The organism is Pseudomonas sp. Irchel 3E13 (genome assembly GCF_900187455.1).
Classification (GTDB): Bacteria; Pseudomonadota; Gammaproteobacteria; order Pseudomonadales; family Pseudomonadaceae; genus Aquipseudomonas.
The window spans coordinates 246,639-259,293 of sequence record NZ_FYDX01000010.1 but is presented as its reverse complement, the minus strand read 5'-3'; the positions used below and the strand labels follow the sequence as shown (position 1 = coordinate 259,293).

Sequence of the window (12,655 nt, the reverse complement as noted above, 5' to 3'; positions counted from 1 at the left end):
GACAGAGCGCTTGCGCAGCGCAGCAGCGAAGCTGAATCTGCTTTAATACGCCCTTTTTCCAAGGCCCCACCGCACATGTCCGCATCGCCCCTGCACGTCCTGGTCATTGGTTATGCCTGGCCCGAGCCGACCTCCCCGGCCGCCGGCGGACACATGATGCAGATCCTCGAAAGTTTCCTGGCCCACGGCTGGCGCATCACCTTCAGCAGCCCCGCAGCGGCCGGCGAGCACAAGGCCGACCTCGCCAGCCTGGGCATCGGCGAGCAGGTCATTGAACTGAACGACGACAGCTTCGAGCGTTTCATCAGTGAGCTGGCACCGGACGTGGTGCTGTTCGACCGCTTCATGATGGAAGAGCAATTTGGCTGGCGCGTGGAGAAACACTGTCCGGACGCCCTGCGCGTGCTGGAGACGTCCGAGCTGCAGAGCCTGCGCGAAGCGCGTCATGTCCTGCTGCGCCGGCGCCTGACGCATGGCCTGGACCCCAACGATTTCCGCGAACTGTTCGCGACCTCCGGCCCCGACCTCTACCGGCAGATGGCGCCGACCGACCTGACCCAGCGCGAACTCGCAGCGATCTACCGCTGCGATTTGAGCCTGATGATCTCCGACGTGGAGATCAACCTGCTGGTCAACGGCTTCGGCGTGCCGCCTGACCTGTTGCACTGGTGTCCGTTGATGCTGCAGGTGCCGGGCACTGCGCCGCGACCGTTTGCCGAGCGCGCGCATTTCATCAGCATCGGCAACTTGCGCCATGCGCCGGACTGGGACGCGGTGCTGTGGATGAAGCACAACATCTGGCCGATGATCCGCCGCCGCCTGCCCGATGCGCAGTTGCACATTTACGGCGCCTACGCCCCGCCCAAGGCCACTGCGCTGCATAGCGTCGAGGACGGTTTCCTGATGTTTGAGCGCGCCGACGATGCGCTGGAGGTGATGGGCAAGGCGCGGGTGTGCCTGGCACCGCTGCGTTTCGGCGCCGGGATCAAGGGCGAGCTCACTGATGCCATGTTGGTCGGTACGCCGAGCGTGACCACGCCGATCGGCACCGAAGCCATGCATGGCGCCCTGCCCTGGCCCGGTCTGGTGTCCGGCACTGCCGAGGGCCTGGCCGAAGCTGCGGCCAGCCTGTACAACGACGAAGCACGCTGGAACCAGGCCCAACGCGATGCCCGGCAATTGCTCGGTGCCCGTTACGATTGGCGCTGGCACAGCCAGGCCCTGGTGGAGCGTATCGAACAGACCTTGCAAGACCTCCCCGCCCAGCGCCTGTACAACTTCACCGGGGCGATGCTGCGTCATCACCAGCACAAGAGCACCCAATACATGGCGCAGTGGATCGAAGCGAAAAACCGGCTTACTGACGACGCAGCAGATAAGTGTCCATGATCCAGCCCTTGCGCGCCCTCGCCTGCTCCCGGGCGGCGAGGATCTGCGCCTTGACCTCCAGAAGCGGCCCGCTGATGAGGATTTCGTCGGCACTGCCCAGATAGGCGCCCCAATAGATGTGCAGGTCCGGGTCATCCAGCTCGGCGAACGCGCACTTGCCGTCCAGCATCACCACCAGGTTGTCGATCCGTGGCACTTCGGCCAGCCGTCTGCCGGGGAGAATCTGCAGCGGCTCGCCAATGCGGTTGAGCGCAATCCGGTGACGGGCGGCCAGGGCCTGCACGCTGCTGATGCCGGGAATTACTTCGAGGCTGAAGGCCGCGCCTTCCACCAACTCCAGAATCCGCAGCGTGCTGTCGTACAAACCCGGCTCGCCCCAGAGCAGGAAGGCGCCGCATTCCCCGTCGCGCAGCTCATCGGCCAGCAACCGGCCGTAGAGCGCGGCGCGCTGCTGGTGCCAGTCGCGCACGGCGCCGACATAATCGGCCGCCTCGCCATCGCGACGCGGATCCTCGACCTGCACCAGCCGGTACGGGCGGGTCACCCACTGCTCGAGCATCTGCTTGCGCAGGTGCAGCATGTCGTCGTTGCTCTGGTGCTTGTCCAGCACGAAGAAGACATCGGCACGGTTCAGCGCGTCGATGGCTTCAAGGGTGATCTGCCGCGGATTGCCCGGGCCGATTCCGATCAACAGCAGGTGTTTCATGGGTAAAGACTCCCGAAGTGCGCCGGCTCATTGTCGGCGCAGCCGGGCGGTTTTTACCAGATCGAGACGTTGTAGCTGACGATCACCCGGGTTTCATCCATGTCGCGGGCGAACTTCTCGTAATTGCTGCGATACGTGGAGTTGCGCAAGCGCACGCTGACATCCTTGAACGTGCCGCTTTGCACCTGGTACTTGAACTCGGTGTCGCGCTCCCATTCCTTGCCCTCGGCCAGGCTGCCGGGAACCTTGACGTGATCGCCATTGATATAGCGGGTGAAGAAGGTCAGGCCATTCAGGCCCAGGGCCTTGAAGTCATAGTCGTAGCGCAGTTGCCAGGAGCGCTCTTGCGCCGCGGCGAAATCGTTGACCTGGGCATAGTTGACCAGGTACGGGTTGCTGCCATCCAGGTACGGCATGGCGCTGTCGCCATACATGCGCTGCCAGCCGGCGCTGAGCTTGTGCCCGCCCAGGCTGTAGCCGAGCATGCCGCTGAACGCCCGATGGTCGATCTCGCCCGCGCGGGCCCGGCCGATATCGTCACTCTTGATCAGGCGCAGGTCGGCGGAAAGGCTGCCGGTCGCCAACGGCTGGCTGGCGGTAAGTCCCAGGAAGTGCTGGCGGTAGATGTTCTCCAGCTTCGCCACCTGGTACTGCGCACTGACCCGCTCGTTGATCCGGTAGTCCAGGCCGGCCAGATCGAAGTGATCGGCGCTGGTGTCGCAGGCATAGCGCTTGTTCTTGCAGTGCACGCGGATGTCCTGGGCATCGGTGGAATCGCGGGCGGTGTATTTGTCCAGGCGCATCAGGCTCAAGCGCAGGTCGCTGACTTCCTCGGACGTCAGCGAGGCGCCATGGAACATCGTCGGCAACAAGCGCCCGTCGTTGTATTTGAGCAGCGGCATGTCCGGCAGCATCGCGCCATAGTTCAACAACGTTTTCGAATAACGGACTTTGCCGGTCAGGCCGAGCTTGGCGTATTGATCCTCGGACTGGCGTGGATCATGTCCACGGGAAGGCAACAGCCCACTGTTGCTGTCGGCCGGACTCGAATCCAGTTTGAAACCATACATGCCCAGCGCATCAACACCGAAGCCAAACGGCCCGTCGGTATAACCGGACTGAATATTCAGAATAAAACCTTGCGCCCATTCCTCGCGTTTCGATGCGCCTTGGGTGGAACTGCTGTGGCCGTCACGGAAGTCACGATTGAAGTAAACATTGCGTGTTTCCACACGTGCACGGCTGTCTTCGAAAAAACCGCCGGCGTGCGTCGAAAGACTGACGAACACTCCCGCCAGGCCACACAAACGGCGCCCGCAAGAGCAAGAAAGAGGGGCAAACATGAGCAACAGGAAATCCGAATAAAGGCAAGAAACGGCCCCGCGCCAAGCACCCGGGGCCCTACACCGTCGCACGGACTCGCGCGGCGGCCGCGGATTATCGGCAAGCGCTCTGGCCCGGCCCATTGGACCATGGTCGAAGGCCTTCGCCAGACACCCTCGTTACTTCATCCGGGCACCGAACATTATCAAGTTTGAAAGTTCCATGGCCGGCGCCTTAAAAGTTCACTGTTAGTCCGTGGGCAATTGGCTACACTGTTAACCATGCTGTTATTACAGCCCCGTGGTCGTTGTGTTATTTGCGGTCATCGCAGTGCCCAACACCGTTGATACAGGAGTGGTTACCGTGTCCAGACTTGCAGAGTTTCGCGCCGCCGAGAAAGCCCTTCAGGAACAGATCGCACAACTGGAGGTATTGAAAAAGGACTCCGGCCTTAAACGTGAAATCGAATTCGAACAGAAACTTGTCGCGCTGATGAAGAACTACGACAAAGGCCTGCGCGACATCATCGCAATCCTCGACCCCGCGGCCGCCACCAAATCCGTGGCGCGCACACCGAAACAACGTCGGGCGCGGGTGGTGAAAGTCTACGAGAACCCGAATACCGGTGAACTGATCGAGACCAAAGGCGGCAACCACCGTGGTCTTAAAGCCTGGAAACAACAATATGGGGCGGATACCGTTGACAAATGGTTGCGCAAGTGAAATTCGCTTCACATATTTTTCACAATCAGTGGATCAGGATGGAGGCTGCTAAAGGATTAGCGCCCCATTCGCCCGCTTCGGCGGGCTTCTAATTCCTGCGCCCCGTGAGCTTCGGCCACGGGGCGCAATTGTTTGCGCAATGGATTCAGTTCCGTATCATGGCCGCCTGACTGTTTTGCCGACGCCCCTGGCGCCGGCCTCAATTGCGGAGTGCCCATGAGCCTGCAAGACCTCGATACCCTCCCTGGCGTCACCGCGCAGCCTGATGCCGCCACCCACAACTTCGTCTTCAACCACACCATGCTGCGGGTGAAGGACGTCGCCAAATCCCTGGACTTCTATACCCGCGTGCTGGGCTTCAGCCTGGTGGAAAAACGCGACTTCCCGGAAGCCGAATTCAGCCTGTACTTCCTTGCCCTGGTGGACAAGGCGCAGATCCCGGCCGACGCGGCCAAGCGCACCGAGTGGATGAAGTCGATCCCGGGCATTCTCGAACTGACCCATAACCACGGCACCGAGAACGATTCGGCGTTCGCCTATCACAACGGCAACACCGACCCGCGTGGCTTCGGTCACATTTGCATTGCCGTGCCGGATATCCGCGCTGCCTGCGAGCGTTTCGAGCAGTTGGGTGTGAACTTCCAGAAGCGCCTGAGCGATGGCCGGATGAAGCACCTGGCGTTCATCAAGGACCCGGATGATTACTGGGTCGAGATCATCCAGCCGACCGAGTTCTGATTGGGCTGTAGCCAGGTGTTGGGGTTGTGCCAGCACACAACCCCGAAGAACCCAAAAAAATGCCGCGATCATCGCGGCATTTTTGTGTCTGCGCAGTAGCGCTTATTGAATTCGCCAGGCGGCAACCTGCACCTGTTCCCGCCCACGGGTCGCCAGGCAGTAATACAGCGGAATGGTCACCAGCAGCCCCACCAGCCACGACAGGTCCGCGCCTTCCACCAGATTGGCATACGGCCCGACATACAGCGCCGTGTTGGCAAACGGCAACTGCACCAGGATGCCGCAGGCGTAGGCGATGATCGCGTGCGGATTGCAGCGCCCGTAGATGCCCCCGTCGGCAGCGAAAATCGACGCGATGTCGTAGTTGCCGCGCTTGATCAGGTAGAAGTCGATCAGGTTGATCGACGCCCACGGCACCAGCACCAGCAGCAGCGCCAGGATCAAACCGATGAAGTGCGAGATGAAATCGGCCGTGGCACCCAGCGCCGTCAAGCAGCATCCGAACAGGATCACCCCGGAAAGCACCACACGCACCTTGATGCTGGGCGTCCAGGTGCTGGCGAACGTCTGGATCGCGGTGACGATGGAAAGCACCGCGCCATACAGGTTCAGGGCGTTGTGGCTGATGATGTTGAGCAGGAACAGCACCATCAGGATCGGCCCCATCCAGCCGGTGGCCTGTTTCACCGCGTCCATCGCCTCGGTGCCTTCCGGCACCAGCAGTACCGCAATGGCGCCGAAGCTGAAGCAGAGGATGGTGCCCAGGGTCGCGCCGAAGTACGTCGCCCAGAACGGCCGGGCAATCCCCACTTCACGCGGCAGGTAGCGTGAATAGTCGGAGGTGTACGGCGAAAAGCTGATCTGCCAGATCACCCCCAGCGACACCGTGGCGATCCAGCCGGACAGGTTGAAACTGCCACGGGTGAGGAAGTCTGCTGGCAGGTCCTGGCCGAACATCATGATGAAGCCGGCCAGCAGCGCCGAGCCCATGACCCAGGTGCCGATACGGTTGAGGGTATGAATGAAGCGGTAGCCGATGACCCCGATGGCGGTGGCGCTCAGCGCGCCGAGGATGATCGCCGCCGGCATTGGCACGGCAGGTGCAATGCCATGGATCGACTTGCCCGCCAGAACAATGTTGGAAATAAAGAAGCCAACATAGATCAGCGCCGCAAAGAACACGATCAGCAGCGCACCGTAACGCCCGAACTGGCCGCGGCTCTGGACCATCTGTGGAATCCCCATCTGCGGCCCTTGGGCCGAGGCCAGGGCGATCACGATGCCGCCGAGCAGGTGCCCGAGGACAATGGCGATCAGCCCCCAGAACAGATTGAGGTGGAAGACCTGGACCACCATGGCCCCGGTAACGATTGGCAACGGCGCGATATTGGTGCTGAACCACAGCGTGAACAAATCCCGCGCCTTCCCGTGGCGCTCTGCTGGCGGTACGTAATCGACCGTATGGTTTTCGATCAACTGGTGTTGCGAAGACGGCTGGGACATGGGCAATAAGCTCGAAAGGTTCCGTTTTTATCTTTGTAGGAAACCACTTGCGGCACGCGGCAAGCGGCGTCGAAGCTGAAGACCATATTATGGTATTCCAACATTTTGACAACACTGATTCGCTCTTTTGCCGACCAACTGATCTGCTTTTTGTCTGCTCCCCTTCCTCCCTCATTAGCAAGAAAGCCCCGTAATCATTAGGCTTTAACCAGAATCGTCGCGTTCGTCCGGGCCGGAAAATTCCCCTTGCAAAATAGGTATTACGGTATACCATCAGACACATCAACGATAAAAACGCGGACAAAACCGCTGCATTCCGAGGACCATGCCATGATCGACGCCACCGTCTACAAGAACGTTCTGGGCTCCTTCCCGTCCGGCGTTACGGTGATCACCACCCTGGACGACGACGGCCAGGTGGTCGGCCTCACCGCCAGTGCCTTCAGTTCCCTGTCCATGGACCCGCCGCTGGTGCTGTTCTGCCCCAACTACAGTTCCGATTCCTACCCCGTGCTGATCCGCAACAAGCGCTTCGCCATCCACCTGCTCTCCGGCCAGCAACAGGCCGAGGCCTATGCCTTCGCGAAAAAAGGCAAGGACAAGGCCCAGGGCATCGAGTGGACCCTGAGCGCGCTGGGCAATCCGTTGCTGGCCAACGCCACGGCGATCATCGAGTGCGAACTGTGGCGCGAATATGAAGGTGGCGACCACGCCATCATGGTGGGCGCGGTGAAGAACCTTATCGTCCCGGAGCAGGCGCCAAGCCCGCTGGTCTATTGCCGCGGCAAGATGGCCAGCCTGCCGGCCTTCGCCTGAGCCCCTATGCTTGTGACAGGCGCCGCCCTGTCCGTCCAGACACTCGCTGCCTGATCCGACAGGCGACCGATAACAAGAGCCGAGGAAACGCCTCATGAAATTTTCGTTGTTCGTACACATGGAACGCTGGGATGAACAGGTCAGCCACCGACAACTGTTCGAAGACCTGACCGAGCTGACCCTGATGGCCGAGAAAGGCGGGTTCAGCACCGTGTGGATCGGCGAACACCACGCGATGGAATACACCATCTCGCCAAGCCCCATGCCGCTGCTGGCCTACCTCGCCGCACGCACCGAAACCATCCACCTCGGCGCCGGCACCATCATCGCGCCGTTCTGGCACCCGATCCGCGTCGCCGGCGAATGCGCCCTGCTCGACGTGATCAGCAACGGGCGCATGGAAGTGGGCCTGGCCCGCGGCGCCTACCAGTTCGAATTCGACCGCATGGCCAACGGCATGCCGGCCTCCGAAGGCGGCGCGGCGTTGCGGGAAATGGTCCCGGCGGTGCGCGCCCTGTGGCAGGGCGACTACGCCCATGATGGCGACATCTGGAAATTCCCCACCTCCACCAGCGTGCCGAAGCCGATCCAGAAGCCGATGCCGCCGATGTGGATCGCCGCCCGCGACCCCGACTCGCACAATTTCGCGGTGAAAAACGGCTGCAACGTCATGGTCACGCCGCTGATGAAAGGCGACGAGGAAGTGGTCGACCTGAAGAACAAGTTCGAAGCCGCCCTGGCCAACAACCCGGACGTGCCGCGTCCGCAACTGATGGTGCTACGCCACACCCACGTCCATGCCGAATCCGATCCGGACGGCTGGAAGGTCGGCGCCCAGGCCATCAACCGTTTCTATCGCACCTTCGACGCCTGGTTCGGCAACAAGCAGACCCCGAAAGACGGTTTCCTGGCGCCGAGCCCGGAAGCGAAGTTCGCCGAACGTCCTGAGTTCGAACTGGAAAGCCTGCACAAGACCGCCATGATCGGCACGCCGCAGGAAGTCATCGAGCGCATCCGCTACTACCAGGAACTGGGCGTCGACGAGTTCAGCTTCTGGTGCGACAACAGCCTCTCGCACGAAGAGAAGCGCAAGTCGCTGGAGCTGTTCATCAACGAGGTGGTGCCGGCGTTCCGCTGACAGCCTGCCTGAGACAAGAGCGGGCTCGCCGGGCCAAAACCACGGCGAGGCCCGCTCTACCGCCTTCCCCACGAAATACGCCACCTTCATTGGGTGTCGAGGGGAAATTAAACCTTGGTGTTGATCCGGAAAATGGGAGGACTGGTGTAACCTGCCTGCAGAAACCACAAGGTTTCGAGGCGGCAAGGTTCAGTAGGGACGCAAAAATGTTTGAGATAGATCGCAACAGCAAGGTGCTGTTGGTCGACCAGATTCGCAGTGCAATCATCAGCCGCATCGAGGCCTTCCAATGGGTTCGCGGCAGTCGCCTGCCCTCGGTCAGGGCGCTGGCAAAGCAGTTGGGCGTGAGCATTTTCACGGTCAGCAGCGCGTATGAAGACCTGGTCGCGCAGCAGATCATCGAGTCCCGCCCCGGCGCCGGCTACTACATCCTCGCCTCCGGCCCCGCCGACACCAGCAAAGACCTGGAAAAGATCATCCCCCCCTCCAGCCTGCATGCCGGATTCCTCTACCGGGCGCTGGACCCTTCGCAGTACGACACCCCCGTCAGTTCCGGTTACTTGCCACCTTCCTGGCTGGCGGACGCCGTTCCCGCGTCGGTCACCGGCCGGCTGATCCGCAACACCTTGTCGTGCAGCGTTCCGGCACCCGCCGCCGGCAGCCAGGAACTGCGCTCGGTGATTGCGAAGAAGCTTCGGGAGCTGCAGATCAACGCCTCCAGCACCCAGATCGTGGTGACCATCGGCGCCACTCACGCGTTCTCGCTTATCCGCAGCGTCATGCTGCAGCCCGGCGATTACCTGCTGGTGGAAGACCCCAGCTACCTGTTGCTGCAGTTGAAGCTGATCAAGGACCGCGACTTCAACATCATCACCGTCCCGAGAACGGCCGACGGCCCGGACCTGGAAGCCATGGAAGCGATCGTCGCCGAGTACCGGCCGAAGCTGTTCCTGACCCAGACCCTCATCCACAACCCCACAGGCGGCAACACCTCGCCGGCCAAGGGTTTCAGGATTCTGTCGCTGGCGCAGAAATATGACTTCCATATCGTCGAGGACGATATCTTCGGCGCACTGTGCACCCGGCAGATGCTGCGCCTGGCCAGCCTGGACGAGTGGAACCGCACCTTCTACCTCAGTGGTTTCAGCAAGGTGCTCAGCCCGGCGCTGCGGCTCGGCTACGTGGTGGCGCCGCCGGCGTTCGTCGAACGGCTGATCGAGCAGAAGATGTACAACGTGCTGTGTGGTTCGTCCCTGGACGAGACGATCGTGGCCTACACCCTGGAGTCCGGGCGCTACCAGCACCATCTGGATGCGTTGCGCCAACGGGTGATGCAGGAACGCATCAGGGCCCGCGACTGGCTGGGCAAGGTCGGAGTAGAGTCCGACGAGGGTGTCGCGGAGGGGCTGTTTATCTGGGCGCGCTTCCCTGCGCATGTGGATCTTCGCCGCCTGGTCGAGGAGGCACACGATGCACGGATCTTCCTGGCCCCCGGCTCACTGTTCAGCAATACCCGCGAGTTCGACCAGTACATCCGCCTGAACGTCAGTCACTGCAACGACCTTCGTTTCAGGCAGTTCCTCGACGCCCATCTATGCAGCGAAACTGCCAGCGCTTGAAGTAATCCGCCAGCGTGCTCACCTCACCCAGATCCTCATAGGAATAGATGACGCCATTGAGGATCTGCACCACATCGTTGTCGCGCAAGGCGGGGATGACGGAGTCCTCGAGGATCTCCAGACCGTTGACCGCAAGGCTCAGGTCATCAATCCAGTACAGCGGCTTACCGTCCTGCCCCGACCATATCCGGGTGTCGGCATAGAAGGACTTCAGCGCCAATCCATTGGTTTTCATCGGCATATCGTTGATCCCGGTTCGACTAATGAAGGTGTGGCTACCGCTCAGGCTTTTCGGTGAGCCTTGAAACGCAGCCGTGTTGCATCCACCGTCCAGCGCCCGCTGCCATCCAGCAGGTCGCTGACCAGTTCTTCGGTGACTTCCTCAAGGAACGGTATTCGCATCTCCATCGGCACTGCCTGCAGGTAATGGCCGCAGTTATTTCTGATCCAGTCGCCGATCGACAGTTCCGCCGACATCGGTTGTTCGAACCAACTGATGTGGCTGACGTGAAAGCCGGCCCGCTCCAGCACCCGCTGGTACTCATGGGCACTGGGCAAATACCAGCGTTCCATGCCCATCAGGTTGATGGACCTGCGTTCCAGCGCGCCACTCAGCGCCCGGCGAATCAGCAAGGCGTGACCGCGGCCGGGAAATTCCCCGACAAAGCGCCCGCCCGGCTTGAGTGCCATGAAGGCACCGCTGGCCACCTGATCGGCCTGATGCATTTCGTGCAGCGCGTTGTGACTGAACACCGCATCGAATTCCTGATGAAAATACAGCTCCTCGGCATTACCCCGTTTCACCTCCAGGCCCCAGGCGCGTGCGGCCAGCACCCGCTCCGGGTTGATATCGAAACCCACCACCTCGGCGCCCTGGTTTGCCAGTTGCGCGCTGAGGTAACCATTGCCACAACCGATATCCAGCAGCCGCTCACCCGTCTTCAGGGCCAGCAGGCCCACGACATCATCGGTGCGCTGGGCAGCGCAAAGCACAGGACTCTCCTGCGATTCGGTGCTGGGGCGGAAAAAACTCGGAGCACTCATCTGATGGTTTCCGTCTGGGTATCAGGATGAAAAGTCGCGCCAGTCGCCTGGCGCGGGAAAAAGACTTCAGATGCGTTTGGACAGCCAGACCAGAACGATCACGATGGCGCACACCGCCGGGGTCAACCAGTTCCAGGCCTCACCCATCAGCCAGATCGAGAAGGCGAAGGTGAAGAACGGTTGCAGCAGTTGCAGTTGGCTGATGCGCTGGATACCGCCCAGTGCCAGGGCACGGTTCCACGAGAAGAAGCCCAGCAGCGAGTTGATCAGCGCGAGGAACAGCAGCGCCGCAACGCCCTGGCCCGGCAGGTTGGCGATGGTCTCGCTGTCGTACAGCCAGAGGCTGACCGGCAGCAGCACCGGCAGGCTGATGACCAGGGTCCAGCACATCACCTGCCAGCCCGGCAATTCCTTGGACAGCGCGCCACCCTGCGCATAGCCGAAGCCGGCGAGCAGTACCGCGCCGAGCAGCGCCAGGTCACCGATATAGATGTCCTCGACGTTCGACTTGATCACGGTGTAGGCCAGCACGACGAGGAAACCGAGGCTCGACACCGCCCAGAACAGCTTCGACGGCCGGGTACCGGTGATCAGGGTGCCGAAGATCGCGGTGGACAGCGGCAGGGCCGCGAGCACAACGCCGCCGTGACTGACCGGCACGTGCTGCATGCCCAGTGCGGTCAGGATCGGGAATCCGTAGACGATACCGGTGGAGGTCAGCAGCATGCGCTTGACCTGGGAGCGGTTGGGCAGTGTTGCCCGACCGATGATCAGGAACGGAATCGCCGCAAACGCAGCCAGTACCGAGCGGAAAAAGCCGACTTGCAAGGCGCTCAGATCACCAGCGAGCATCTTCGCCGCCGGCAGGGTCATGGCGAAGGCCGCGACCGAAATGAGGCCCAGGAAATAGGCTTGCAGGTCCTGATTCTTTGTTTCTTGAAAGCTGGCTACAGTGCTTTGCGTCATTGCAACGGTTCCTTCTGGCTTGGCCGGTAAGGCATCCGCCCGACGTGGGCGGATGCGCACGCCGGTCAGATCTGTTTGTTGTTCAGGTTCGGTTTGTCCAGCGGGCTGGTGCTCAGGAAGAACACCAGGGAGGTACGCGTACCGCTTTCAACCTTGCGCACGCCGTGAGGGATCTCGCAGCGGTTGACCAGCACGTCGGCGTAACCGGTCTTGAGCTGGCTCGACTGGCCTTCATGCTCGATGAAGAACTCGCCGCCCTCGTAGTCCTTGCCGAACTGGATCACCACCGAGTAGCGGTATTCCAGGTTGCTGTAGGTGTCGATGTGCTTGCCGATGAAGTTGCCGGACTCCAGCAGGTTGGCCTGGCAGCGACGGATAAAGCATTCGCCGCCCATGATCCCGTTGAAGAACTCGCGGCTCTTGCCCGAGGACAGAATCTCCACCACACGCTGGCCCCACGGGTCGTTGCGGTACACCGGCAACTCGCCTTTCAGGTCTTCCATGAAGCGGCCGACCGAGAGGTAGTTCTGCTCACCCACGTCGCCAATCTCGATGATGGTCTTGGGGATGACCTGGCAGGCCTCCTCCATGTACGCCAGGTCTTCCCGGGAGAACAGTTGGGAGGCGTTGAGGGCCGCGTAGGCGCTGCTGCCGAGTTGCTGGCTTGCCGCTTGAATGGTCTCTTGCATG

Annotated in this window: 13 protein-coding genes; 6 read left to right on the top strand and 7 right to left on the bottom strand. The window is 61.4% G+C overall.

Annotated features, from left to right (window positions below; all coding sequences use genetic code 11):
* The first annotated feature begins 75 nt into the window (after positions 1-75).
* Entirely contained in the window at positions 76-1,389 is a 1,314-nt protein-coding gene (locus CKW37_RS19600; RefSeq protein WP_095157483.1) for a glycosyltransferase family 4 protein, read from the top strand.
* On the opposite strand, the gene cobF is transcribed toward CKW37_RS19600, so the two are convergent.
* Positions 1,358-2,095: a precorrin-6A synthase (deacetylating) gene (gene cobF / locus CKW37_RS19595; RefSeq protein WP_095157481.1), complete on the bottom strand. Its 738-nt coding sequence runs from the start codon at positions 2,093-2,095 to the stop codon at positions 1,358-1,360. The two genes, CKW37_RS19600 and cobF, sit on opposite strands and share 32 nt — an antisense overlap.
* A 53-nt stretch (positions 2,096-2,148) precedes the next feature.
* Complete coding sequence (locus CKW37_RS19590; protein WP_095157479.1) at positions 2,149-3,438, bottom strand: OprD family porin; 1,290 nt, start codon at positions 3,436-3,438, stop codon at positions 2,149-2,151.
* 343 nt (positions 3,439-3,781) lie between these two features.
* On the opposite strand from CKW37_RS19590, the gene CKW37_RS19585 reads away from it, so the two are divergent.
* Positions 3,782-4,141: a histone-like nucleoid-structuring protein, MvaT/MvaU family gene (locus CKW37_RS19585; protein WP_095157477.1), complete on the top strand. Its 360-nt coding sequence runs from the start codon at positions 3,782-3,784 to the stop codon at positions 4,139-4,141.
* A gap of 216 nt (positions 4,142-4,357) precedes the next feature.
* A complete protein-coding gene (gene gloA / locus CKW37_RS19580; protein WP_095157476.1) occupies positions 4,358-4,879 on the top strand; it encodes a lactoylglutathione lyase in 522 nt (173 codons plus the stop codon).
* Between the two features lie 102 nt (positions 4,880-4,981).
* On the opposite strand, the gene CKW37_RS19575 is transcribed toward gloA, so the two are convergent.
* A complete protein-coding gene (locus CKW37_RS19575) occupies positions 4,982-6,382 on the bottom strand; it encodes a cytosine permease (RefSeq protein ID WP_095157474.1) in 1,401 nt (466 codons plus the stop codon).
* 330 nt (positions 6,383-6,712) lie between these two features.
* Between CKW37_RS19575 and CKW37_RS19570 the strand changes: the two genes are divergently transcribed.
* The 3 genes from CKW37_RS19570 to CKW37_RS19560 all read left to right on the top strand — a co-directional run bounded on the left by CKW37_RS19570 (position 6,713) and on the right by CKW37_RS19560 (position 9,955).
* Positions 6,713-7,198 carry a flavin reductase family protein gene (locus CKW37_RS19570; protein ID WP_095157472.1) on the top strand — a complete coding sequence of 162 codons (486 nt, stop codon included), beginning with the start codon at positions 6,713-6,715 and terminating at the stop codon, positions 7,196-7,198.
* A gap of 94 nt (positions 7,199-7,292) precedes the next feature.
* Positions 7,293-8,336, top strand: a complete 1,044-nt coding sequence (locus CKW37_RS19565; protein ID WP_095157470.1) for an LLM class flavin-dependent oxidoreductase — start codon at positions 7,293-7,295, stop codon at positions 8,334-8,336.
* Between the two features lie 206 nt (positions 8,337-8,542).
* Positions 8,543-9,955 carry a PLP-dependent aminotransferase family protein gene (locus CKW37_RS19560; RefSeq protein WP_095157469.1) on the top strand — a complete coding sequence of 471 codons (1,413 nt, stop codon included), beginning with the start codon at positions 8,543-8,545 and terminating at the stop codon, positions 9,953-9,955.
* On the opposite strand, the gene CKW37_RS19555 is transcribed toward CKW37_RS19560, so the two are convergent.
* The 4 genes from CKW37_RS19555 to CKW37_RS19540 form a co-directional block, all read right to left on the bottom strand.
* Positions 9,906-10,196, bottom strand: coding sequence for a hypothetical protein (locus CKW37_RS19555; RefSeq protein ID WP_095157467.1), 291 nt, complete (start codon positions 10,194-10,196; stop codon positions 9,906-9,908). The two genes, CKW37_RS19560 and CKW37_RS19555, sit on opposite strands and share 50 nt — an antisense overlap.
* 41 nt (positions 10,197-10,237) lie before the next feature.
* A complete protein-coding gene (locus tag CKW37_RS19550; RefSeq protein ID WP_159985275.1) occupies positions 10,238-10,948 on the bottom strand; it encodes a class I SAM-dependent methyltransferase in 711 nt (236 codons plus the stop codon).
* 117 nt (positions 10,949-11,065) lie between these two features.
* The gene (locus tag CKW37_RS19545; RefSeq protein WP_095157463.1) at positions 11,066-11,965 is read right to left on the bottom strand and encodes a DMT family transporter; all 900 of its coding nucleotides are present in this window, start codon (positions 11,963-11,965) and stop codon (positions 11,066-11,068) included.
* Between the two features lie 65 nt (positions 11,966-12,030).
* Positions 12,031-12,654 (bottom strand): 2OG-Fe(II) oxygenase, encoded by a 624-nt coding sequence (locus CKW37_RS19540; protein WP_095157461.1) that lies wholly within the window; start codon positions 12,652-12,654, stop codon positions 12,031-12,033.
* Between the last annotated feature and the right edge of the window lies 1 nt (position 12,655).